The following is a 23,949-nucleotide window of genomic DNA, read 5'->3' as shown; positions in this document are numbered from 1 at the left end:
GTCATGTCTCAAATACACATAAGCCAGCACGGAGGCTGGCTTATGGTGGTGTTCTCGAACGAGGTGACCCGATCAGTCGGCTTTAGGAGCTTCCGCCGGCTTGACTGCGTCTTCGTAGGAAACCGCTTTATCGGTCACGTTGGCCTTCTGCAGAACAGTATCTACAACTTGTTCTTCCAGTACAACCGAACGCACTTCGTTCATCTGCTGATCGTTCTTGTAGTACCAGGCGACCACTTGCTCGGGCTCCTGGTAGGCGGAGGCCATCTCTTCGATCAGCTCGCGCACGCGGGCTTCGTCAGGCTTCAGCTCGAACTGCTTGACCACTTCCGCGACGATCAGGCCCAGCACGACGCGACGCTTGGCCTGCTCTTCGAACAGCTCGGCCGGCAGTTGGTCTGGTTTGATGTTGCCACCGAACTGCTGAACGGCCTGCACGCGCAGACGATCCACTTCGTTGCCGATCAGCGCCTTCGGCACTTCGACCGGGTTGGCAGCCAGCAGGCCGTCCATTACCTGGTTCTTGACCTTGGACTTGATGGCCTGGCGCAGTTCGCGCTCCATGTTCTTGCGAACTTCGGCGCGGAAGCCTTCCAGACCGCCTTCCTTGATGCCGAACAGGGCGAAGAACTCGTCGTTCAGCTCAGGCAGCTGCGGTGCGGAAACGCTGTTCACGGTCACGGTGAACTCGGCAGTCTTGCCGGCCAGATCGAGGTTCTGATAGTCCTCGGGGAAGGTCGGGTTGATGACGCGCTCTTCACCCGCCTTGACGCCGACCAGAGCCTCTTCGAAGCCCGGGATCATGCGGCCGGAGCCCAGCACCAGCTGAGTACCCTTGGCGCTGCCGCCGGCGAAGGCTTCGCCGTCGATCTTGCCAACGAAGTCGATGTTCAGCTGGTCGTCGTTCTCGGCAGCACGCTCGACGGTTTCGAAGCGGGTGTTCTGCTTGCGCAGGATGTCCAGCATGTTGTCGACATCGCTGTCAGCCACGTCGGCCTGCAGGCGCTCGATGGCGATGGAGTCGAAGCCGGAAACCTCGAACTCGGGGAAAACTTCGAAGGTCGCGACGTATTCCAGATCCTTGCCCTTCTCGAAGGACTTCGGCTCTACCGCAGGAGCGCCGGCCGGGTTCAGCTTCTGCTCGACCACGGCTTCATAGAAGGTGGCCTGAATCAGGTCGCCCAGTGCTTCCTGACGAGCGGCGTCTTCGTAACGCTGACGAATGACGCTCATCGGCACCTTGCCAGGACGGAAGCCAGGAACCTTGGCACGACGGGCAGTCTGTTGCAGACGCTTGTTGACTTCGGTCTCGATGCGCTCGACGGGGACGCCGACGGTCATGCGGCGCTCAAGAGCAGAAGTGCTTTCAACAGAAACTTGCATGGATATTCCTCGTTGCACAGACATAAGCCGGCTCGAACCGGCCCCGAATCAAGGCCAAGCATTCTAGAGGGTCGATATGAAGAAGTCACCCTAGAAACAGGCGGCAATGCGGGGGGATTTGTAAGATGGTGCGGACGGAGAGACTCGAACTCTCACACCTTGCGGCGCCAGAACCTAAATCTGGTGTGTCTACCAATTTCACCACGTCCGCGTGGTTTCAAGCTAAAAACAAAAACGCCAGGCTTTTGGCCTGGCGTTCTGGAATATGGGGTGGACGATGGGAATCGAACCCACGACACCAGGAGCCACAATCCTGTGCTCTACCAACTGAGCTACGCCCACCATATTGCATTGCTTACTCAAATTGCCTGACCGCCAAATGGCGCACCCGGCAGGACTCGAACCTGCGACCATCCGCTTAGAAGGCGGATGCTCTATCCAGCTGAGCTACGGGCGCTTATCCATCCGCTAATGCAGACTTAGAAGCTTTCGGCTCCAGCCTCACCACGGGGGCTTGGCTCTTGCCGTCTCACCCAGCGAGTGGCTGTTCCTGAGAAGCGGGGCGAATGTTATAGACGCTTACGCACCTCGTCAACAGAAAAAATCAAAAAAATTCAGCGATATAAAGGAGTTACGCGAAAACGACGGCAGGCGCCTTTGCCCGGGTGAGCACCCATGCGAGAATGCGCGTCCTTTTTTCATCCTTATTAATGGTTAACCAGCGTAATGACCGCACAACTGATCGATGGCAAGGCGATCGCCGCCAGCCTCCGCCAGCAGATTGCCAAACGCGTCGCCGAACGCCGCGAACAAGGCCTTCGCACTCCGGGTCTGGCCGTGATCCTGGTCGGTACCGATCCTGCCTCCCAGGTCTATGTGTCACACAAACGCAAGGATTGCGAGGAAGTCGGCTTCCTCTCGCGCGCCTATGACCTGCCGAGCGACACCAGCCAGACCGATCTGCTGGCCCTGATCGACGAGCTCAACGACGACCCGGCCATCGACGGTATTCTGGTGCAGTTGCCGCTGCCCGAGCATCTGGACAGCTCGCTGCTGCTCGAGCGCATTCGCCCCGACAAGGATGTGGACGGTTTCCACCCCTACAACATCGGCCGCCTGGCCCAGCGCATGCCGCTGCTGCGCCCCTGCACGCCCAAGGGCATCATGACCCTGCTGGAGAGCACCGGCGTCGACCTCTACGGTCTGCACGCGGTGGTGGTCGGCGCCTCGAACATCGTCGGCCGCCCAATGGCCATGGAGCTGCTGCTGGCCGGCTGTACGGTCACTGTCACCCACCGTTTCACCAAGGACCTCGCCGGCCATGTCGGCCAGGCCGACATCGTCGTGGTCGCCGCCGGCAAGCCGGGGCTGGTCAAGGGCGAGTGGATCAAGCCGGGTGCCATCGTCATCGATGTCGGGATCAACCGCCAGGAAGACGGCAAGCTGGTCGGCGACGTGATCTACGAGACCGCCCTGCCCCGCGCCGGCTGGATCACCCCGGTACCGGGCGGTGTCGGCCCGATGACCCGCGCCGGCCTGCTGGAAAACACCCTGCACGCGGCCGAGCACCTGCATGAGTGATCGCTGCGGCTGAATCGAAAACGGCACCCAAGGGTGCCGTTTTTTTTCGCGGCTGAAACCGCTCCTACAACACAGGCATCGGCCTCACTTGCGCGCCTGTTCCCAGGACTTGAGCAGCTCGTCGTAGGCGATGGTTTCGCCCTTGGGCTTCTCGTTGGCCAGCTTGGGCTTGGGTGCACCCGGCTGATCGAACCAGTACTGCGGATCACGCGGCTCGTTCAGCTTCGGCCCGCACTCGCCAAGCACGTTGGAGCGCTCCAGGCGACCGAGCATGGTGTCCTGCGCGGCAGCCAGGCCATCGAGCGCCTGCTGCGGCGTCTTGTCGCCACTCGCGGCTTCGGCGATGAACTGCCACCACAGCTGGGCCAGACGCGGATAGTCCGGCACGTTGGTGCCGGTCGGCGTCCACTGCACGCGAGCCGGGCTGCGGTAGAACTCCACCAGACCGCCCAGCTTCGGCGCTATGTCCGTCATGGCCTGCGAGTTGATGTCCGATTCGCGAATCGGGGTCAGGCCGACCAGGGTCTTCTTCAGCGAGACGGTCTTGGAGGTGACGAACTGGGCGTACAGCCAGGCCGCCAGGCGCTGCTTCTCCGGGGTCGACTTGAGGAAGGTCCAGGAACCGGTGTCCTGGTAGCCGAGCTTCATGCCCTCCTCCCAGTACGGTCCCTTCGGCGACGGTGCCATGCGCCATTTCGGCGTGCCGTCCTCGTTGACCACCGGCAGGCCCGGCTTGGTCATGTCGGCGGTGAAGGCGGTGTACCAGAAGATCTGCTGGGCAATGGCGCCCTGCGCCGGCACCGGACCGGCCTCGGAGAAGGTCATGCCCTGGGCTTCCGGCGGTGCGTACTGACGCATCCAGTCGACGTACTTCTGCGTGGCGAACACCGCCGCCGGACCGTTGGTATCGCCGCCACGGGCAACGCTGGAGCCCACCGGGCGGCAGCCGTCGACGCGAATGCCCCACTCGTCCACCGGCAGGCCATTGGGCAGGCCCTTGTCGCCGCCGCCAGCCATGGAGAACCAGGCATCGGTGAAGCGCCAGCCCAGCGACGGGTCTTTCTTGCCGTAGTCCATGTGGCCATAGACGCGCTGGCCATCGATTTCCTTGACGTGCTTGGAGAAGAACTCGGCAATGTCTTCATAGGCCGACCAGTTGACCGGCACGCCCAGCTCGTAGCCGTAGATTTCCTTGAACTTGGCCTTGAGTTCCGGGCGCTCGAACCAGTCGGCGCGGAACCAGTAGAGGTTGGCGAACTGCTGGTCCGGCAGCTGGTACAGCTTGCCGTCCGGCCCGGTGGTGAAGGACGTGCCGATGAAGTCCTCGAGATCCAGGGTCGGCGAGGTGTAGTCCTTGGCTTCGCCGGCGATCATGTCGCTGATGGCGACCGCCTTGCCGTAGCGCGCATGGGTGCCGATCAGGTCGGAGTCGTTGACCCAGCCGTCGTAGATGTTCTTGTCCGACTGCATCTGCGTCTGCAGCTTCTCGACCACGTCGCCTTCCTGCAGCAGGTCATGGCGCAGCTTGATCCCGGTGATCTCGCTGAACGCCTTGGCCAGCACCTTGGACTCGTACTCGTGGGTGGTGATGGTTTCCGACACCACGCTGATATCCATGCCGCGGAACGGCTCGGCGGCCTTGATGAACCACTGCAGTTCGGCGAGTTGCTGCTCGGGTGTCAGGGTCGAGGGGTTGAACTCCTCGGCGATCCATTTCTTGGCGGCCTCTTCATAGGCATCCGCCCAGGCCGCACCGCTCAAACCGGACAACGCCAGCAAGGCGGCCAACGCCATGCTATGTCGGGTCTTGTTGTTATTGTCGAACATAGAGACCTCCATCTCAGGATATGGGAGAGGCAAACCGGTGGCAGCCCGGCTCAGCCCCAGCGCATGACTGCGCACAACCACAACAGCGATAGCAGTGACGCTATCCACACGCTCCAGTCGGTCACGCCTATCACCAGCAGGTGCAGGTAGGCGCTACCGAGCAGACCGATGAACAACCGGTCGCCACGGGTCGTGGCGATCGGCAGAAACCCCTTGCGCTCCACGCAAGGCCAGCGCAGCTCCACCAGCGTCATGCCGGCCAGCAGCACGGCGATGACGGCGAAGAACAGCGCAGTCGGCAGAGTCCAGGCCATCCAGCTCATGACGAACCTCCTTATACGCGACCGAGGGCAAAGCCCTTGGCCACATGATTGCGAACGAACCAGATCACCAGCATGCCGGGAATGATGGTCAGCACCCCGGCGGCGGCCAGCACGCCCCAGTCGATCCCCGACGCGGATACCGTACGGGTCATCACAGCGGCGATGGGCTTGGCGTCCACGGATGTCAGGGTGCGCGCCAGCAGCAGCTCGACCCAGGAGAACATGAAGCAGAAGAAAGCCGTGACGCCGATGCCGGAACGGATCAGCGGGATGAAGATCTTCACGAAGAATTTCGGGAAGCTGTAGCCGTCGATATAGGCCGTCTCGTCGATTTCCTTGGGCACGCTGGACATGAACCCCTCCAGGATCCACACCGCCAGCGGCACGTTGAACAGGCAGTGCGCCAGCGCCACGGCGATGTGGGTGTCGAACAGGCCGATGGACGAATACAGCTGGAAGAACGGCAGCAGGAACACCGCCGGCGGCGCCATGCGGTTGGTCAGCAGCCAGAAGAACAGGTGCTTGTCGCCGAGGAAGCGGTAGCGCGAGAAGGCATAGGCCGCCGGCAGCGCCACGCTGAGCGAGATCAGGGTGTTGAGGCTGACGTAGTACAGCGAGTTGAGATAGCCCTCGTACCAGCTGCGATCGGTGAAGATCACCCGGTAGTTTTCCAGGGTGAAATGCTGCGGCCACAGGCTCAGGCCACCGAGAATCTCGGTGTTGCTCTTGAACGACATGTTCAGCAGCCAGTAGATCGGCACCAGCAGGAAGAGGAAGTAGATCAGCAGAGCCAGGCGTTTGCGTAGCATCATGGTCGGCCTCAGCGATTCTTGTCGTCGTGGGTCATGGCGGTATAGAACAGCCAGGACACCAGCAGGATGATCAGGAAGTAGACCAGCGAGAACGCCGCCGCCGGGCCCAGGTCGAACTGACCGATGGCCATCTGCGTCAGGGTCTGGCTGAGGAAGGTGGTGGCGTTGCCCGGGCCGCCCCCGGTCAGCACGAACGGCTCGGTGTAGATCATGAAGCTGTCCATGAAGCGCAGCATCACCGCGATCAGCAGCACGCTCTTCAGCTTGGGCAGCTGGATATGGCGGAACACCGCCCAGTTCGACGCACGGTCGATGCGCGCCGCCTGGTAGTAGACGTCGGGTATCGCCCGCAAGCCCGAGTAGCACAGCAGCGCCACCAGCGACGTCCAGTGCCAGACGTCCATGATCAGCACCGTCACCCAGGCATCCATGGTGTTGGCGGCATAGTTGTAGCTGAGGCCCAGCTTGTTCAGCGCCCAGCCCATCAGGCCGATGTCGGCACGGCCGAAGATCTGCCAGATGGTGCCCACCACGTTCCATGGAATAAGCAGCGGGATGGCCATCAGGATCAGGCACAGCGACGCCCAGCGCCCACGGGTCGGCATGCACAGGGCGATGGCGATGCCCAGCGGAATCTCGATCAGCAGCACGCAGGCGGAGAAGATGAACTGGCGCAGCAGCGAGTCGTGCAGGCGCGGGTCCTGCAACACCTGGCGATACCAGTCGACGCCGACGAAGTAGCGCGTGGCTGGATCGAAGATGTCCTGCACCGAGTAGTTGACCACCGTCATCATCGGCACAATGGCACTGAAGGCCACCAGCAGGAACACCGGCAGGACCAGCCACCAGGCCTTGTTGTTCTGTACTTTCATGGCGCCACCTCCACCAGGTAGTCATCGGCATAGAGCATCAGCCACTGCGCCGGAAAGTTCAGGTAGACCTGTTCGCGTGGCACCGGCTGGTCCTCCTGCAGGCGCGCCTTGAGCACCTGGCCGTCGAGGTCGAAGGTGAGGATCTTGTAGGTGCCGAGGTCCTCGACGTGCAGCACGCGCCCGCACAGCGCGTCCTCATAGGCGCCGTCCCAGACATGCACGAACTCGGGACGGATGCCCACCTGCAGCCGCCTGCCTTCCAGTTCGGCCAGGCGCTGGTTGAGCGCCTCGGAAAGCGGCAGCACGGTATCGGCGAAACGCACGCCACCCTCGCAGCGCTGCACGTCGATCAGGTTCATCCCCGGGCTGCCGATGAAGTAGCCGACGAAGGTATGTCCGGGGCGCTCGAACAATTCGCGCGGCGTACCGAACTGGACGATCTGCCCGCCGTACATCACCGCGATCTTGTCGGCGAAGGTGGAGGCCTCCAGCTGGTCGTGGGTGACGTAGACCATGGTGATATTGAACTGCTCGTGGATCTGCTTGAGCTTGCGCCGCAGCTTCCACTTCAGGTGCGGGTCGATCACCGTCAGCGGCTCGTCGAAGAGAATCGCCGACACGTCGTCACGCACCAGGCCACGCCCCATGGACACCTTCTGCTTCTCGTCGGCGGTGAGGTTGCGCGCCTTCTTGCGCAGCAGCGGATGGAGTTCGAGCACCTCCGCGATCTCATGCACCTTGCTGGTGATGCGCGCCTCGTCCATGCCCTGGTTACGCAGCGGGAAGGCCAGGTTGTCGAACACCGTCATGGTGTCGTAGACCACCGGGAACTGGAACACCTGGGCGATGTTGCGCTGCTGTGGCGACAGTGCGTTGACCGCCTTGCCGTCGAACTGCACCTCGCCCTGGGACGGGCTGAGCAGGCCGGAGATGATGTTGAGCAGGGTCGACTTGCCGCAGCCCGAGGGGCCCAGCAGCGCGTAGGCGCCGCCCTGCTGCCAGATGTGGTTCATCTCGCGGATCGCATAATCTTCCGGCGCCTTCGGCGCACCGCTGTAGCTGTGCGCAAGGTTGTGCAGACGAATCTCGGCCATCAGGCAGCCCTCCCCTGGCGACGACTGGGTGCCTGGACCAATTGCCCATCGGCGGCGAAGACGAACAGCTTGTGGGTCGGGATGTAGATGAGTATCGGCGTGTCCACCGCGTACTCGTGCACGCCTGGCAGGTGCAGTACCAGCACGAACTGTTCGTTGCGCACGTGCAGGAAGGTTTCCGAGCCACTGATCTCGGCCAGCTCCACGGTGACCGCGAGTTCCAGGTCATCGTCGTTCGACGGCACCAGGCCGATATGACTCGGGCGCACGCCGAAACGGTACTCGCCCTCGGCGATGTCGCGCAGGTCCTGATTGAGCGGGAAGTGCACGCAGTCGGCAAAGCTCACCTCGCTGCCGCTGATCCGCCCCGGCATCAGGTTGATCGCCGGCTCGGAGAACAGCTCGGCGGCCAGCACCTGCTGCGGACGGTGATAGACATCGGCGGTCTTGCCACTCTGCACCACCCGCCCCTCGTGCAGGATGGTGGTGGTGCCACCGAGGGCCAGCGCCTCGTTCGGCTCGGTGGTGGCGTAGATGGCGATGGTGTGGCGCGCCTGGAACAGCTCGCGCATTTCCTGGCGCAACTCCTCGCGCAGCTTGTAGTCGAGGTTGACCAGGGGCTCGTCGAAGAGGATCAGCGACGCGTCCTTGACCAGTGCCCGCGCCATGGCCGTGCGCTGCTGCTGACCACCGGACAGTTCCAGTGGGTAGCGTGACAGCAGGTTGTCGATGCGCAGCATGCGCGCCGTGCTCTCGACCTTGTCGGCGATCAGTTCCCTGGCCATTCCGGCCTGGCGCAGCGGCGACGCGATGTTCTCGAACACCGTCAGGGTCGGGTAGTTGATGAACTGCTGATAGACCATCGACACGTTGCGCTGACGCACCGGGACGCCGGTGACATCGGCGCCGTTCATCAGCACGCGGCCGCTGCTGGGTCGATCCAGGCCGGCCATCAGGCGCATCAGGCTGGTCTTGCCGGCCAGGGTGCGGCCCAGCAGAACGTTGAAAGAGCCGGGTTCGAAACTCAGGCAGGCATCATCGATATGCACCTGGCCGTCGACGATACGGGTGACGTGTTCGAGCTTGAGCGACATGGCCTGTCCTTTTTCTTGTCGTGCCATTCGATTACGAACACCTTAGCGACAAGCATGCCAGGGCCGAAAAACATCAACTATCCATTTGATAAACAAGAAAAAACGAGAAATATAAGGAGAGTTCATCGCGACCAGGCTGAACAGCTTTGCACAAGCGGATGTGAACAACTGAACAGTTCGACTGTTGACTTTGAACAGTTTTGAACAAGACTGGACGGACGCGACGCAGGTCGCGAGCACATCGCGGCGCAGATCGCGAACCTACAAGAAGAGAGCGTCCATGACAGAAGCTGCCCGCGCGCAGGCGCACGACACCATCATCGAGCAATCCTGGTCGCGCTGCCGTGACTACGGCCTGACCCACCAGAGTCCGCCCTGCTTCGACCCGCCCCCTCCCGGTGAACTCTCGGCCCTGCTGGAGAGCCGCCAGGCACTGGTACAGACCACCCACCAGGAAGTGCTGCCCTACTACGGCACCATCCTGGCCAACTCCAACTGCCTGATCATGCTCGCCGACGAGCAGGGCCGGCTGTTGCAGTCCTGGGGCGACCAGCGCTTCATCGAACCGCGCCAGGCCGCGGGCTTCGTCGCCGGCGCCAGCTGGCTGGAGCGCTACACCGGCACCAATGCCATCGGCACCGCGCTCAGCTGCGGCCAGGCCGTGCACATCCAGCACGACGAGCACTTCCTCAAGGCCAACCGCTTCATGACCGGCTCGGCCTCACCGATCTTCGACGAACAGCGACGCATGGTCGCCGTGCTCGACGTGTCCAGCGACAGCTACCTGCCGCCCGCGCACACCCTGGGCATGGTCAAGATGATGAGCCAGTCGGTGGAGAACCGCCTGATCCTCAAGCTGTTCGCCGAGCAGTACCACCTGCTCAGCTTCAATACCAGCCTGGACAACCTCGACAGCCCCTGGGCCGGGCTGGTGGTGTTCGACGAGCAGGGCCACGTGGTCTCGGCGAACCGCCGCGCCGACAACCTGCTCGGGCAACCCCTTGCCTACTGCGCCATCGAGCAGCTGTTCGACGTGCCACTGCAGCAGTTGCTCAACCAGCCGGACAATCTGCCCTTCAACCTGCGCACCAGCGGCCACTTTCGCTTCCACGCGCGGGTGCGCCGCCCTACCCGGCCAGCCCCCGTTCAACCCCGCGACTTCCGACCGCCGCTGACCAGCCGCAGCAAGCAGGAGCCGCATCTGCACGCACTCAACCTGGGCGACGCCAGAGTGGACAAGGCCATTCGCCAGGCCGAACGCCTGCTGGAGAAGGACATCCCGATTCTGGTGCAGGGTGAAACCGGCGCCGGCAAGGAGGTCTTCGTCAAGGCCCTGCACCGCTCCAGCTCACGCGCCAGCCAGGCGTTCATCGCGGTCAACTGCGCCGCCATCCCGGCGGAGCTGGTGGAGTCGGAGCTGTTCGGCTACGAGAAAGGCGCCTTCACCGGCGCCAGCCAGAAGGGCCATGTCGGCCTGATCCGCAAGGCGCACAAGGGCACGCTGTTTCTCGACGAAATCGGCGACATGCCGCTGCGCGTCCAGGCCCGATTGCTGCGCGTCCTGCAGGAACGCTGCGTGCAGCCGCTGGGCAGCAGCGAGTTGCACCCGGTGGACGTGCGCCTGATCTCCGCGACCAACCGCCCGTTGCGCCAGGACATCGACAATGGCCAGTTTCGCGCCGACCTCTACTACCGCATCAGCGGCCTGAACCTGGAGCTGCCGCCGCTGCGCGAACGCACCGACAAGGCGGCCCTGTTCCAGAAACTCTGGGAACAGCACCGCGAACCCAGGCAGTGGGCGGGGCTCAGTCGCGAGGTACTCGAGCTGTTCCAGCGCCACCCCTGGCCGGGTAACCTGCGCCAGCTCAGCAGCGTGCTGCGCGTCGCGCTGGCCATGGCCGACGACCAGCCGATTCGCGCCGAACACCTGCCGGACGATTTTTTCACCGACCTGCCCGGCGCGGCGCCGCAGCCGTCACAGCCCGTGGCAGACAGCGACGACCTGGCCAGCCAGTACCAGGCCTGCGGCGGCAACATCTCCTACCTGGCGCGCCACCTCGGCCTGAGTCGCAACACCCTGTACAAGCGCCTGCGTGAACAGGGGCTAAAGGTCTGAATACGGCCGTCATCTCGCCTTGGCGAGGCAATAAGCAAATTCGACTAGGAGTCATCCAGAGACCACAAAACTCCAGGGGTCTTTCCCACACGTGAGGATGCACGACTGATTTTTTCAGGGAATCCCAGGGAAAGACCAAACCAATGCAGCCCATGGCCATGGCACATTGCAATCAACCAGATATCTTCTAGCTTTTCCCTGAAATAACCACGCACAGGGATGCCACAAGCGATGAAACTAAGACTCTCGAAATACTGTATCTGCACTGCGACTCTGTTAGCACTGGCTGGCTGCGCACAAGGCCTTCACCACAACGAAGGCGCGACACAGATAGCACACTCCCCCGATGGCAAGCACATTCGCAGCATCTTTATTCCAGATCCAGGCAACGCCACTCAAACCAACGAGCACCCCATCGAAAAGGGAGAAGCGTTCTCCATCAAGCTGATTTCGGCATACATTTGCGACTTCCGCGAGGGTAGCGGCCCCAGAGACTGGTTCTCCAGAAGCAATGCAGGCGCTTTGCCTTGTGAGGGCGGTGATGGCAACACAAGCCTGCTAGGAACCACCAACTACACTCGTGGGGAAATTGCCATCATCGTCAATGCGGGAGAACGTAACGATGGAGTGACAGGGCTGACGTTCAACCCCGCCGATATACAACGCAATGGCCGGATTGTTTATTACAACGAAGACATCCGAGAAAGCGGCCAACTCATCAACGCATTGAATATTCCCATCTATGGTCCGAAGACATACGAAGGTGGGTCGTTCTTCATGGATTGGGCAATCCTCGAACTGGACAACGACGAAAGCGTCCAGAGCCGTCAACTGCTTCAGGAACTGGCCAAAATTGGCAGTGCAGCCTATGCCCCGGGCACTCCGGTACTCAATCTCTTGAATACTCTCGGAGGGGCACTGCTAGGCACGAACGGCGATGACGTAGAACTTCGCTACCAAGTCGAATTCGACCCGCCATACTCTGGAGTGACGAAGAAAGACAGCAATGCCATCCAGAAGCGCGTCACGCCCTATGCGCCTCTACGAGAGGGGTACTACGTCATCGTTCGGGAAGAAAATCGTGACCAGCTTCCCCCCTTTGAAAAACTTCGTGTCAGCCAAGGTAAATACAATCCCTTACTGGCAATAAAAAATGCGCCTAATCAGCCTTACCGGCTTTACAAGGATCGTTCTTGGCTACTTGTACGCGTTGCCCGTGAAGACCACGCCAAAGCATTGACTCAAGACGCTTCGACCACGGCGGCGCAGCTTCTGGAACAATTGAGTAAGGTTCCAAAAACCTCTGCTCAATATCTAGAAGTCCTGTCACAGGCGATCGAAGAGGCCCAAAAGGGCAAGCCCAAGACAACAAGCAATGAACCGATAGAGAAACGCTGAAAATTCGTCATTCTCGCGCAGGCGAGAATCCAAAACCGACAAACGTCCCGGGCTCCCGCCGTCGCGGGAGCGACGATAATCACCGTTTCTGCCTCCTAACCCATCCAGTCATACAGTTCACGCGATGCAACAAATTACGCGACGCCTGAATAACAGGGGCGGCAGCAGGGCGTACGCCCTCACAGCCACTCGACTGTGGCCCAACAATCCATCGAGGCAACGTCAAAAGACCAGCATTGAAAGGACTTGTACTATCCACACCAACACGCACCATCATCAGTCACATATTTCATTGCCGGGCAATCGCATCAACGGCCATGCCGAAACCAACACCGCCATCGTCAAGAAGACCTCGGTCCCGCGCCGATTGCCACCGATGAACTGACAAGGAACGCTCATGCCCTCCTCCCTACGCCCCCTGCTCGCCGCCCTCGGCCTCTGCCTGGCCAGCCAGAACGCGCTCGCCGAACTGCGCCCGGCCGTCGATGCCGCCGTGAAGCCCGTGATGCAGGCCTACGCCATCCCCGGCATGGCCATCGCCATCAGCCACAAGGGGCAGCAGCACTTCTTCGACTATGGCGTCGCCTCCCGTGAAAGCGGCCAGGCCGTGGATCGTCACACGCTGTTCGAGCTGGGTTCGATCAGCAAGCTGTTCACCGCCACCCTCGGCGCCTACGCGGAAGCGCGTGGCACCCTGAACCTCAGCGACAACGCCAGCCAGTACCTGCCAGCCCTGCAAGGCAGCGAGTTCGACCATATCAGCCTGCTGGACCTGGCGACCTACAGCGCCGGCGGCCTGCCGCTGCAGTTCCCGGACGCGGTAGGCGACGAGCTCCAGATGCTCGACTACTACCGCAACTGGCAGGCCGTCTATCCGGCCGGCACCCGTCGCCAGTATTCCAACCCGAGCATCGGCCTGTTCGGTCACCTGGCGGCGGCCAGCCTGGCCGAACCCTTCCAGCAGGTGATGGAGCAGGACCTGCTGCCACGACTGGGCATGCAGGAAAGCTACGTGCAGATACCGGCCGGGCAGATGCAGCACTACGCCTGGGGCTACCGCGACGACAAGGCCATGCGCGTAGGCCCCGGTGCCCTGGATGCCGAAGCCTACGGGTTGAAATCCAGCGCCACCGACATGCTGCGCTTCATCGAGGTCAACCTGCACCCGGATCGCCTGCCCTCGCCGCTGCACCAGGCCGTCAGCGCCACTCATCGCGGCTACTACCAGGTCGGTGAGATGACCCAGGCCCTCGGCTGGGAACGCTACGCCTACCCCATCAGCCTGGAACGGCTGCAGGCCGGCAACTCCGCCGACATGGCCCTGCAGCCACATCCCGTCGAGCGTTTCGCCGTGGCCAAGCCTGCCGAAGGCGATCTGCTGCTGAACAAGACCGGCTCGACCAATGGCTTCGGCGCCTACATCCTGCTGCTGCCCGCACGGGACACCGGGCTGGTGATACTCGCCAACCGCAACTACCCCAACGCCGAGCGTGTGCGCCTGGCACTAAGGATCATCGAGGCGCTATCGCCCTGAGTCAGACGTTCGCCAACCACCACTGCTGCGCGCGCATGGCCAACGGCGACAGCGTGCGCCCTGCCAGACGAACCAGTGCACAAGGCAGCGCCAGCGCCTCGGCAGGCATGGCCAAACCTGCCGCCTGGGGCAAGTCGACCACCTGGCCGCTGGCCAACTCAGCGGCCACGGCTTGCCGCCAGGTCAACAACAGCTCGTTGCTCACGAGCAACCGCCGCCGCAACAGACCCAGGTCACTGCAGGTCAGACGCACCGGTAGTTGCGCGGCATCGATATGCAGCAGGCTGCACAACCGCTGAGCAATACTGGCGTCGAAGCGCACACAACTCCAGGGATAGTCGAGCAAGCGCGCAGGCGTGATGGCCGCGCCATCAAGCAAAGGATGCTGCGCACGGCAAAACAATGAGGCTGCCTGTGCCGGCAGCTCATGCACAACGAAACGGCCATCCTCGACCAGTGGCCTGGCGTAGGCGACGAAGAACTCGATACGCTCGGCCAGCAGCGCCTCGCGCAAAGCCTCCCAGTGATTGACTTCGATATCGAGGCGCACCTCGCTGCCCGCAGGCTGCAGTTGCTCGATCAGCCGTTCAAGCCGGTCAGCCTCCACCAACTGACTGACCCCGAAAGCCAGACGCCCAGCCTGCAGCCCACGCAACTCATCAACCTCGAATTGCAGGCAGGTGGCCTGGGCGATCAGCTCGCGAGCGCGCGCAACGATCTGTCGACCGGCGGCCGTCAGGCTCACCCGACGTGTGTCGCGGTCGAACAAACGCACGCCCAGCTCGCGCTCCAGGGTCTGGATGCTACGACTGAATGCGGTCTGCGACAGGTTCGCGCGCTGCGCAGCCCGAGAGAAGTGCAACTCCTCGGTCAACAGCAGTAGGTGCTGCAAGCGTTTCAAGTCCATTCAGGCACCACCTGCATCAATAAGACTGCAATTTTGCATTGGACGACTTTATAGCCCAGCCAGCAGGATGCGTCATCGCCCTGAAGGTATCGCCTATCCATGCTCCTGCGTGCCCTGATACTCGCCAGCTTTACGTTGCTCGCCGCCTGCCAGCCATCAGCCCCTCAGCTGATCTTCGTCGGCGGTCCGATTCTGACCGTCGACCCAGAGGATCGGGTGGTCGAAGCACTGGCAGTGCAGGATGGTCGCATCCTCGCCACAGGCTCACGCCAGCAGATACTGGCGCTGGCAGGATCTGACAGCGAGATCGTCGATCTGCACGGCAAGACCCTGCTACCTGGGCTGATCGCCGCACACGAACACCCGACCCTCAGCGCCCTGTTCGCGGGCGCAGTGGATCTGTCCGGTTTCACTCATCGTGATAATCAATCGGTTTGGCAGGCGCTACGCCAGCGCGTGGCAAGCACTGCGCCGGGCGAATGGGTGTACGCCGTCGGCCTCGATCCGATCCTGGTGCCGGATCTGCAGATTCCACCCCGCCAGCAGCTCGATCAGTTGGCGCCAAACAACCCGGTGCTGCTGATCGGACAGAACCTGCACTCGTTCTGGGCCAACTCGCGCGCCTTCGCCGTTGCTGGTGTGGATCGCCACACCCCGAACCCGAGCGCGGCCTCCTACTACCAGCGCGACGACCAGGGCGAACTGACCGGGATGATCGTCGAAACCCAGGCAGCCAGGCCCTTCATGACCGAGCTCAGACGCCCCTGGGCACTGCTGCAGCGCTATGAGCGCACGCTCGATGATTTGCTAGCCAATGGCTTCACCACGGTGGCATCGCTGGGCTACAACGTGCCGCCGCTGATGGCACGCTACGCCGCGCTGCGCCACTGGCGACCACGCATCCGCCAATACTTCTATCTGACCGAACAGGAACTCGATGCCCTGCCAGAAAGCCCTGACAACGGCTCGGACAGCTTCGCCGTGCTCGGCGTCAAACTCTGGGCAGACGGTTCGCCCTACACTGGCAGCATGTTCAGCCGTAGCGCCTACCTCGACAGCCCGCTGAACCGCACCCTGGGCATCACGCCCGGCAGCTACGGCCAGCCATTGCTCGGTGTGGCGGCACTGCGCGAAAAAATCGAGCACTACAATCGCGCCGGCTGGCAGGTCGCGATCCACAGCCAGGGCGATGCCTCACTGCTCGAAGTGGCCCGAGCCCTCGAACAGGCCGCGCCACTGAGTGGGCAAGCCCCAGCAGTACGCCTGGAACACGCCATCGAACTACCGAAGCCGCTGATGCCGGAGCTGACAGCCCAGGGCGTGGCCGTGTCGTTTCATATCAACCACCTGCTCTATTACGGCGATGCCTTGCAGGACTCGGTGATAGGTCGCTTCATGACTCAACGCAGCCTGCCTGTGCGCAGCGCCTTCAGCGCCGGCCTGCACCCCACCTTGCATGCGGACAGCCCGATGTTTCCGGCCCAGCCTTTCAGCCTGATGCAAACGGCGATGCTCAGGCGTAGCCAGAGTGGTACTCCAATCAACCCCAGCGAGACCATCGACGCCCACCAGGCGCTACGCGCCATGACCATAAACGCCGCCTACCAACTGCGCCAGGACTCACTCTTGGGCAGCCTGGAGCCAGGCAAATGGGCGGACTTGACGGTGGTCAGCGACAATCCTTATCGGATGCCGCCAACGCAATTGCGGCAGATGCAGGTCAACGCCGTTTACTTGGGTGGGCGCCAGGTATACAGCGACTGATAACAAAAGGCCGCCCGTGGGCGGCCTTGGAGTGGCGCTCGCTTACTCGGCCAAGCGCCAGGTGGTGCCGCCCTTGCCGTCTTCCAGTACCACGCCCATGGCAGTGATCTGGTCACGGATGCGGTCGCTTTCCGCCCAGTTCTTCTCGGCACGCGCCTGCAGGCGCGCGGCGATCAGTGCCTCGACCTCGGCCGCATCGACCTTGCCGGCAGCGCCCGCCTGGAGGAAGGCTTCCGGCTCCAGCTGCAGCACGCCCAGCACGGCGGCCAGCTGCTTGAGCTGGGCAGCCAGGCCGGCAGCGGCCTGCAGGTCGGATTCGCGCAGGCGGTTGACCTCACGGATCATCTCGAACAGCACCGCACAGGCCTCCGGCGAGTTGAAGTCGTCGTCCATCGCCGCACCGAAGCGCTCGACGAAGGCTTCGCCACCGGCAGGCGCCAGCTCCGGCAGGCCCTTGAGGCCGTTGTAGAAGCGTTCCAGGGCGCCCTTGGCTTCCTTGAGGCTCTCTTCGGAGTAGTTGATCGGGCTGCGGTAATGGCTGGACACCAGCAGATAACGCACCACCTCCGGGTGATACTTCTCCAGCACCTCGCGGATGGTGAAGAAGTTGCCCAGGCTCTTGGACATCTTCTCGCCATCGACGCGCACCGCCCCGGCGTGCATCCAGGCCTTGGCGTACTGCTTGCCGGTGGCCGCCTCGCTCTGCGCGATCTCGTTCTCGTGGTGCGGGAACACCAGGTCCGGGCCGCCGCCGTGGATGTCGAAGGTCTCGCCCAGGCAGCAGGTGGACATCACCGAGCACTCGATGTGCCAGCCCGGACGGCCCTTGCCCCACGGCGAATCCCAGCTCGGCTCGCCCGGCTTGGCGCCTTTCCACAGAACGAAGTCCAGCGGGTCTTCCTTGATTTCATCGACCTCGATGCGTGCGCCGATCTTCAGCTCGTCGATCTTGCGCCGCGACAGCTTGCCGTAGGTTTCGAACTTAGTGACGCGGTAGTACACGTCGCCATTACCCGGCGCATAGGCGAAGCCCTTGTCGATCAGGGTCTGGATCATCTGGTGCATGCCGGCGATATGGCCGGTGGCGCGCGGTTCGATGTCCGGGCGCAGCACGGACAGACGCGCCTCGTCCTCGTGCATCGCGGCGATCATGCGCTCGACCAGCGCCTCGAACGGTTCGCCGTTCTCGTTGGCGCGGCGGATGATCTTGTCGTCGATGTCGGTGATGTTGCGCACGTAGGTCACGTCATAGCCGCGCTGACGCAGCCAGCGGGTGACCACGTCGAAGGCGACCATCACGCGGGCGTGACCGATATGGCAGTAGTCGTACACGGTCATGCCGCACACGTACATGCGCACCTGGTTGCCGATCAGTGGCTGGAAGGCGTCCTTGGTCTTGGTCAGGGTGTTGTAAATGCTCAGCATCTTTCTCTAATTCCTCAAGCACGGCGTGCAAGGCAGCGCGCGATGATCAGGCAACGCGGGGCGAGGTGAGCAAACGCTTTGCCAACCTCGCATCGACGCTGCCTGATTGAGCGCAGCGATTTGCCAGCCGTTATTGCCCCCAGGAGTCGCGCAGGGTCACGGTACGGTTGAACACCAGGGCATCGGCGGTCGAGTCCTTGTCCAGGCAGAAGTAGCCTTCGCGCTCGAACTGGAAGCGATCGTCGGCAGTAGCCTGGGCCAGCGACGGCTCGGCACGGCAACCGGTGAGCACCACCAGCGAATCCGGGTTGATGTTGTCGAGGAAGCTGCCGCCCTCTTCCGCCTTCTCCGGGTTGGCCGAGCGGAACAGGCGATCGTACAGGCGCACCTCGCAGGCCACGCTCTCGGCCGCCGGCACCCAGTGGATCACGCCCTTGACCTTGCGCCCTTCCGGGTTCTTGCCGAGGGTGTTCTCGTCGTAGGAACAACGCAGCTCGACGATGTTGCCGGCGGCGTCCTTGATGGCCTCGTCGGCGCGGATCACGTAGCTGCCGCGCAGGCGCACTTCGCCACCGGGGATCAGACGCTTGAAGCCGTCCGGCGGGGTTTCCTCGAAGTCGCTGGCATCGATGTAGATCTCGCGGGAGAACGGCAGCACGCGCACGCCCATGTCCTGCTTCGGGTGGCGCGGCAGCTCGAGGTTCTCGACCTGGCCTTCCGGGTAGTTGGTGATCACCACCTTGAGCGGCTTGAGCACGCACATGGCGCGCGCGGCGTTGGCGTCCAGGTCGTCACGAATGGCGAATTCCAGCATGCCGATATCCACCAGGCCGCCGGCACGGTTGACGCCGATCATGTCGCAGAAGGTACGGATCGACGCCGGGGTGTAACCGCGACGGCGGTAACCGGACAGCGTCGACATGCGCGGGTCGTCCCAGCCATCGACGTGTTTCTCGTCGACGAGCTGCTTGAGCTTGCGCTTGCTGGTGATGGTGTAGTTCAGGTTCAGGCGGGCGAATTCGTACTGACGCGGCGCCGCCGGCACCGGCAGGTTGGCCAGGAACCATTCGTACAACGGACGGTGATCCTCGAACTCCAGGGTGCAGATCGAGTGCGTCACGCCCTCGATGGCGTCGGACTGACCGTGGGTGAAGTCGTAGCTCGGGTAGATGCACCACTTGTCGCCCGTCTGGTGGTGATGGGCGTGGCGGATGCGATAGAGGATCGGGTCGCGCAGGTTGATGTTCGGCGAGGCCATGTCGATCTTGGCACGCAGCGAACGGGCGCCGTCCGCGAACTCGCCAGCCTTCATGCGGGCGAACAGGTCCAGGTTCTCCTCCACCGAACGCTCACGGAACGGGCTGTTCTTGCCCGGCTCGGTGAGGTTGCCACGGTATTCGCGCATTTCTTCGGCGTTCAGATCGCAGACGAAGGCCTTGCCCGCCTTGATCAGCTCGATGGCCCAGGCATGCAGCTGGTCGAAGTAGTTGGAGGCATAGCGCTCCTCGCCCGCCCACTTGAAGCCCAGCCACTCGACGTCGGCCTTGATCGCGTCGATGTATTCCTGGTCTTCCTTGGCCGGGTTGGTGTCGTCGAAACGCAGGTTGCACTGGCCGCCGAACTCCTCGGCCAGGCCGAAGTTCAGACAGATGCTCTTGGCATGACCGATGTGCAGGTAGCCGTTGGGCTCCGGCGGAAAGCGGGTCACGATCTGGGCGTGCTTGCCGCTGTCCAGATCGGCCTGGACGATGGGGCGCAGGAAGTTGGCGGCTTTTTCGACGGTGGGCTTGCTCATGGTGTCCTTAACAATACTGGCGCGGCACAGGGTAGGCCGCCTCGGGCAAAGTCCGTATCATAACCAACCTGTCAAGCCCCTGACAGGGTGCATGCCACCCTGACAAGCGCTGTTCATCCACGAGCCGAGCGCTCGAACCTGCCTCATCACGGATACGATCATGATCAAACTGCACACCAACCACGGCGTCATCACCCTGAACCTGTTCGCCGACAAGGCCCCGGAAACCGTGGCCAACTTCGAGCAATACGTGAAGGAAGGCCACTACGACGGCACCATCTTCCACCGTGTGATCGGCAACTTCATGATCCAGGGCGGCGGTTTCGAGCCGGGCATGAAGCAGAAGCCGACCCGTGCACCGATCAAGAACGAAGCCAACAACGGCGTTGCCAACAAGGTCGGCACCGTCGCCATGGCCCGCACCATGGAGCCGCATTCGGCCAGCGCGCAGTTCTTCATCAACGTCGCCGACAACAGCTTCCTCAACCACAGCGCACCGACCGTTCAGGGCTGGGGCTACGCCGTGTTCGGTGAAGTGGTCGAAGGCATGGACGTGGTCGAGAAGATCAAGGGCGTCTCCACCACCATGAAAGCCGGCCACCAGGACGTACCGGTCGACGACGTAGTCATCGAAAAGGCCGAAGTCGTAGCCGAGTAAGTCGATGATCCTGCTGATCTCCGATCTGCACCTCGAAGAGAAACGCCCGGACATCACCCGGGCGTTTCTGCATTTTCTCGCCACGCGCGCGCGCCAGGCCGAGGCGCTGTACATCCTCGGCGACTTCTTCGAGGTCTGGATCGGCGACGACGGCATGTCGCCCTTCCAGCATGAGATCGCCCGCGCCCTGCGCGAGCTGAGCGATGCCGGCACGCGCATCCACCTGATGCACGGCAACCGCGACTTTCTCATCGGCAAGGCATTCTGCCGCGAGGCCGGCTGCACCCTGCTCAGCGATCCCTGCACGGTGCAACTGGGCGGTGAGCGCGTACTGCTGATGCACGGCGACAGCCTGTGCACCCTGGATGTCGGCTACATGAAGCTGCGGCGCTGGCTGCGCAACCCGCTATCACTGCTGGTCCTGCGCAATCTGCCGCTCGCCACCCGGCAGAAGCTGGCACGCAAGCTGCGCAACGAAAGCCGCGCGCAAACGCGGATGAAGGCCAGCGAGATCGTCGACGTCACGCCGCAGGAAGTGCTCAGGGTCATGGCCGCGCATGGCGTGCGCACGCTGATCCATGGCCACACCCATCGCCCGGCCGTGCATGAGCTGGAGGTGAACGGCCAGCCGGCACGGCGCATCGTGCTGGGCGACTGGGATCGCCAGGGCTGGGCGCTGCAGATCGATGACGAGGGCTTCAACCAGGCGCCGTTCGAGCTTGCTCCCGCAAACGCCTGCGAGCCGTAGCCATACAATCCTGTAGGAGCGGCTTCAGCCGCGAAAGGCCGCTACTGCAATGTTCGCGGCTGAAGCCGCTCCTACAGTGCTCAATCTGAGGTGACCACCGCCGCCGTGGCCTTATGCAGCGATGTAGGGCGGGTGAAACCCGCCATCTCCTTCGCGGCGGGTTTCACCCGCCCTACCCGGCCAAACGCCTCCAAACCGTAGCCCGTACAAATACTCAATCTAAGGTGGCCACCGCTTCGGCGGCCTTATGCAGGGACACCACTGTGGAAACGGAACTGCTCGTCCGGCGAGGTGATCAGTTCCTGCTCCACGGCCCGCACCACCTCGATACGCGCATCGACATCGGCCGCATCGCCGTACAGGTAAGCGAGCTTGAGATAGCCCCGGTAGTGGCGCCCTTCGCTTTCCAGCAGCCCGGCGTAGAACTTGGCCAGCTCGGCGTCCAGACGCGGCACCAGCGCGGCGAAGCGCTCGCACGAACGCGCCTCGATGAAGGCGCCCACCACCAGCACGTCCACCAGCCGCTCGACTTCGCCATTGCGCAGCAGCGCACGCAGGCCGGCGGCGTAGCGCGAGGCCGATACGTGGCGGATCTCGATACCCCGGCCGCGAATGATCTTGCTCACCTGCTCGAAGTGCACCAGCTCTTCACGGGCCAAACGCGACATTCTCGCGGTCAATTCGGTCTTGGTCAGGTAGCGCCCCATGAGGCTCAGGGCTGTCTGTGCGGCCTTGTACTCCAGGTTGCGGTGATCGAGCAGCAGGATTTCCTGCTGACGCAAGGCCTCGTCCAGCCAGGCATCCGGGGTGGCGACGCCGCCAAGAAAGCCGAGAATTTCCTGCAGGATCGACACAGGTTCTTCGCCGTTACTCGGAATATGCTCGGCATTTGACATCATATTTGAAGCGCTCATGGTGCTGGCGAGGTTTAAAATGGCGGGCCATTATACGAGTGACAGGCCCGTCGACCAGCACAGCGTTGATACAGGTCAACGAGCGGCTGAAGCCGGCGCACCTATAGTTGGATAAGCGCTATTCATTCTCAGGGAGACGACCATGCAAGCGATTCGCAGTATTCTGGTGGTGATGGAGCCCCAACACCCGGAAGGCCTGGCACTGAAGCGGGCCAAACTGATAGCTGGAGTCACCCAGTCGCACCTGCACCTGCTGGTGTGCGACAAGAAGGGCGATCACAGCGCCTGGCTCAACGACCTCAGCAGCGGCCTCGCCCAGGAGGGTTTCAGCGTCTCCACCCAGCAGTCCTGGCACGACAACCTGCACCAGACCATCATCACCGTGCAGCAGGCCGAAGGCTGCAACCTGGTGGTCAAGCAGCACCTGCCGGACAACCCCCTGAAGAAAGCCCTGCTCACCCCCGAGGACTGGAAGCTCCTGCGCTACTGTCCGGGGCCGGTGTTGATGGTCAAGACCGACCGCCCATGGACCGGCGGCAGCATCCTCGCCGCCGTGGATGTGGGCAATGCAGATGGCGAGCATCGCACCCTGCATGCCGGCATCATCAGCCACGGCTACGATATCGCCGGGCTGGCCAAGGGCACCCTGCACGTCATCACCGCCCACCCGACGCCCATGCTGTCCGCCGTCGATCCGACCTTCCAGCTGAAAGAGACCATCGAGGCGCGCTACCGCGAGCAATGCCGCAGCTTCCAGGCCGAGTACGACATCAGCGACGAGCGCCTGCACGTGGTCGAGGGCCCTGCCGACGTGGTGATCCCGCAAATGGCTCACCGCCTCGGCGCCGCCGTCACGGTGATCGGCACGGTGGCGCGCACGGGGCTCTCCGGCGCGCTGATCGGTAACACGGCCGAGGTGGTGCTCGATGCACTGGAAAGCGATGTCCTGGTGCTCAAGCCGGATGAGGTGATCGCCCACCTCGAAGAACTGGTGGCGCAGCGCTGAAGCTGCCCCGGAAATGAAAATGCCGCTCGAGGTCGAGCGGCATTTTTGTATCTGCCGGTGTCGGGCTAGACCCTTACTTCCAGGCCTTCGCGCAGGAATTTCGGAGCGATGTAGCGCTCGTAGTGCGCCTCGGACAACAGGAAGAACTCGCGGTCGATGGCATCGCGCAGCTCGGGCAGGCCCCAGCCGCGAAACTCCGGGAGCAGCACCATGCCGTAGGCCTCCAGCTGATTGATCATGCGCGCGCCGCGCGCGATCAGCTGATACGCCCAGCAATAGGGCGACTGCTGCGGCACGAAGCGGATCTGCCGCTGCTCCAGCTGGCTCCGCAGGCGCTGCTCGTCGAACACCTCCAGCTTGGCCGCCATCACCTGCACCAGCAGGACTTCCAGGCGCGTCCAGACGGCGCGCTTCTCCTCGTCGCCGTAGCTGTTCCAGTTGATCACCTCGTGGTGGAAGCGCTTGCAACCGCGGCAGACCACATCGCCATAGACGGTCGAACACAAGCCTACACAAGGCGTCTTGATGCGCTGATTGGACATGGCAAAGCGATATAGACAGCAGAACGGTCGAGCATCTTAGCCCTTTGTCTAATCCAGATCACCCCTACCAATACAGGGACGTCGGCTTAACTTTGTCCGCGCTTTCCAGTAGAATCGGCCCGCCTTTTACGGCGCCAATGTCCGTTGGAAGCTGTT

At 62.7% G+C, this 23,949-nt stretch carries 20 protein-coding genes, 3 tRNA genes and 2 pseudogenes; 9 read left to right on the top strand and 16 right to left on the bottom strand.

The window, feature by feature from the left end; translation table 11 throughout:
- Positions 1-72: 72 nt before the first annotated feature.
- The 4 genes from tig to FIV02_RS10615 all read right to left on the bottom strand — a co-directional run bounded on the left by tig (position 73) and on the right by FIV02_RS10615 (position 1,840).
- Positions 73-1,383, bottom strand: coding sequence for a trigger factor (gene tig / locus FIV02_RS10630; RefSeq protein WP_037052976.1), 1,311 nt, complete (start codon positions 1,381-1,383; stop codon positions 73-75).
- 126 nt (positions 1,384-1,509) lie between these two features.
- Positions 1,510-1,594, bottom strand: a tRNA-Leu gene (locus FIV02_RS10625).
- Between the two features lie 55 nt (positions 1,595-1,649).
- Positions 1,650-1,725 (bottom strand) — tRNA-His (locus tag FIV02_RS10620).
- 38 nt (positions 1,726-1,763) lie between these two features.
- Positions 1,764-1,840: transfer RNA gene (locus FIV02_RS10615), tRNA-Arg, on the bottom strand.
- A 269-nt stretch (positions 1,841-2,109) separates the two neighbouring features.
- On the opposite strand from FIV02_RS10615, the gene folD reads away from it, so the two are divergent.
- The gene (gene folD, locus FIV02_RS10610; protein ID WP_134675966.1) at positions 2,110-2,964 is read left to right on the top strand and encodes a bifunctional methylenetetrahydrofolate dehydrogenase/methenyltetrahydrofolate cyclohydrolase FolD; all 855 of its coding nucleotides are present in this window, start codon (positions 2,110-2,112) and stop codon (positions 2,962-2,964) included.
- 84 nt (positions 2,965-3,048) lie between these two features.
- Here the strand turns inward: folD and FIV02_RS10605 are convergent, their stop codons facing one another.
- Genes FIV02_RS10605 through FIV02_RS10580 form a run of 6 tightly spaced genes read right to left on the bottom strand, consistent with a single transcriptional unit; the run spans position 3,049 to position 8,986 of the window.
- A complete protein-coding gene (locus FIV02_RS10605) occupies positions 3,049-4,791 on the bottom strand; it encodes an ABC transporter substrate-binding protein (protein WP_037053052.1) in 1,743 nt (580 codons plus the stop codon).
- A gap of 50 nt (positions 4,792-4,841) precedes the next feature.
- Complete coding sequence (locus tag FIV02_RS10600; RefSeq protein WP_134675967.1) at positions 4,842-5,114, bottom strand: DUF2160 domain-containing protein; 273 nt, start codon at positions 5,112-5,114, stop codon at positions 4,842-4,844.
- 11 nt (positions 5,115-5,125) lie between these two features.
- Complete coding sequence (locus tag FIV02_RS10595; RefSeq protein ID WP_037053055.1) at positions 5,126-5,926, bottom strand: carbohydrate ABC transporter permease; 801 nt, start codon at positions 5,924-5,926, stop codon at positions 5,126-5,128.
- 8 nt (positions 5,927-5,934) lie between these two features.
- Entirely contained in the window at positions 5,935-6,798 is an 864-nt protein-coding gene (locus FIV02_RS10590) for a carbohydrate ABC transporter permease (protein WP_037053057.1), read from the bottom strand.
- Complete coding sequence (locus FIV02_RS10585) at positions 6,795-7,892, bottom strand: ABC transporter ATP-binding protein (protein ID WP_152488581.1); 1,098 nt, start codon at positions 7,890-7,892, stop codon at positions 6,795-6,797. The genes FIV02_RS10590 and FIV02_RS10585 overlap by 4 nt, the downstream gene beginning before the upstream one ends.
- Positions 7,892-8,986, bottom strand: a complete 1,095-nt coding sequence (locus FIV02_RS10580) for an ABC transporter ATP-binding protein (RefSeq protein ID WP_037053060.1) — start codon at positions 8,984-8,986, stop codon at positions 7,892-7,894. Before FIV02_RS10580 ends, FIV02_RS10585 begins: the two co-directional genes overlap by 1 nt.
- Positions 8,987-9,266: 280 nt before the next feature.
- On the opposite strand from FIV02_RS10580, the gene FIV02_RS10575 reads away from it, so the two are divergent.
- From FIV02_RS10575 to ampC, 4 genes and pseudogenes are all read left to right on the top strand, one after another.
- Positions 9,267-11,102: a sigma-54-dependent Fis family transcriptional regulator gene (locus FIV02_RS10575; RefSeq protein WP_152488580.1), complete on the top strand. Its 1,836-nt coding sequence runs from the start codon at positions 9,267-9,269 to the stop codon at positions 11,100-11,102.
- Positions 11,103-11,333: 231 nt separating this feature from the next.
- Positions 11,334-12,500, top strand: coding sequence for a hypothetical protein (locus FIV02_RS10570; protein ID WP_152488579.1), 1,167 nt, complete (start codon positions 11,334-11,336; stop codon positions 12,498-12,500).
- Positions 12,501-12,801: 301 nt separating this feature from the next.
- Positions 12,802-12,885, top strand: a pseudogene (locus FIV02_RS10565) (Lrp/AsnC family transcriptional regulator); the annotation flags it as partial.
- 12 nt (positions 12,886-12,897) lie between these two features.
- A complete protein-coding gene (ampC, locus tag FIV02_RS10560) occupies positions 12,898-14,034 on the top strand; it encodes a class C beta-lactamase (RefSeq protein WP_152488578.1) in 1,137 nt (378 codons plus the stop codon).
- Between the two features lies 1 nt (position 14,035).
- On the opposite strand, the gene FIV02_RS10555 is transcribed toward ampC, so the two are convergent.
- Together FIV02_RS10555 and FIV02_RS25230 are read right to left on the bottom strand one after the other, a co-directional pair.
- Positions 14,036-14,803 (bottom strand): substrate-binding domain-containing protein, encoded by a 768-nt coding sequence (locus tag FIV02_RS10555; RefSeq protein ID WP_256663117.1) that lies wholly within the window; start codon positions 14,801-14,803, stop codon positions 14,036-14,038.
- A gap of 12 nt (positions 14,804-14,815) precedes the next feature.
- Positions 14,816-14,941: pseudogene (locus FIV02_RS25230) on the bottom strand (LysR family transcriptional regulator); the annotation flags it as partial.
- A 99-nt stretch (positions 14,942-15,040) separates the two neighbouring features.
- On the opposite strand from FIV02_RS25230, the gene FIV02_RS10550 reads away from it, so the two are divergent.
- Positions 15,041-16,705 carry an amidohydrolase gene (locus FIV02_RS10550; protein WP_152488576.1) on the top strand — a complete coding sequence of 555 codons (1,665 nt, stop codon included), beginning with the start codon at positions 15,041-15,043 and terminating at the stop codon, positions 16,703-16,705.
- Positions 16,706-16,747: 42 nt separating this feature from the next.
- Here the strand turns inward: FIV02_RS10550 and cysS are convergent, their stop codons facing one another.
- Together cysS and FIV02_RS10540 are read right to left on the bottom strand one after the other, a co-directional pair.
- On the bottom strand, positions 16,748-18,130 hold the full coding sequence (cysS, locus tag FIV02_RS10545; RefSeq protein ID WP_150609377.1) for a cysteine--tRNA ligase: 1,383 nt from the start codon (positions 18,128-18,130) through the stop codon (positions 16,748-16,750).
- Between the two features lie 130 nt (positions 18,131-18,260).
- Positions 18,261-19,925, bottom strand: coding sequence for a glutamine--tRNA ligase/YqeY domain fusion protein (locus FIV02_RS10540; RefSeq protein WP_047587410.1), 1,665 nt, complete (start codon positions 19,923-19,925; stop codon positions 18,261-18,263).
- Positions 19,926-20,085: 160 nt separating this feature from the next.
- Between FIV02_RS10540 and FIV02_RS10535 the strand changes: the two genes are divergently transcribed.
- Entirely contained in the window at positions 20,086-20,583 is a 498-nt protein-coding gene (locus tag FIV02_RS10535) for a peptidylprolyl isomerase (protein ID WP_152488575.1), read from the top strand.
- Positions 20,584-20,587: 4 nt separating this feature from the next.
- Positions 20,588-21,331: a UDP-2,3-diacylglucosamine diphosphatase gene (lpxH, locus tag FIV02_RS10530; protein ID WP_152488574.1), complete on the top strand. Its 744-nt coding sequence runs from the start codon at positions 20,588-20,590 to the stop codon at positions 21,329-21,331.
- A gap of 245 nt (positions 21,332-21,576) precedes the next feature.
- Here the strand turns inward: lpxH and FIV02_RS10525 are convergent, their stop codons facing one another.
- Complete coding sequence (locus tag FIV02_RS10525) at positions 21,577-22,230, bottom strand: tRNA-(ms[2]io[6]A)-hydroxylase (RefSeq protein WP_134675973.1); 654 nt, start codon at positions 22,228-22,230, stop codon at positions 21,577-21,579.
- 157 nt (positions 22,231-22,387) lie between these two features.
- On the opposite strand from FIV02_RS10525, the gene FIV02_RS10520 reads away from it, so the two are divergent.
- Positions 22,388-23,251, top strand: a complete 864-nt coding sequence (locus FIV02_RS10520) for a universal stress protein (RefSeq protein ID WP_152488573.1) — start codon at positions 22,388-22,390, stop codon at positions 23,249-23,251.
- A 65-nt stretch (positions 23,252-23,316) separates the two neighbouring features.
- On the opposite strand, the gene FIV02_RS10515 is transcribed toward FIV02_RS10520, so the two are convergent.
- A complete protein-coding gene (locus tag FIV02_RS10515) occupies positions 23,317-23,793 on the bottom strand; it encodes a DUF1289 domain-containing protein (RefSeq protein WP_152488572.1) in 477 nt (158 codons plus the stop codon).
- Between the last annotated feature and the right edge of the window lie 156 nt (positions 23,794-23,949).

The organism is Pseudomonas sp. THAF187a (genome assembly GCF_009363395.1).
Taxonomy (GTDB): Bacteria; Pseudomonadota; Gammaproteobacteria; order Pseudomonadales; family Pseudomonadaceae; genus Aquipseudomonas; species Aquipseudomonas khazarica.
The sequence above is the reverse complement of the archived record's forward strand: the minus strand, read 5'-3'. Positions and strand labels throughout refer to the sequence as shown.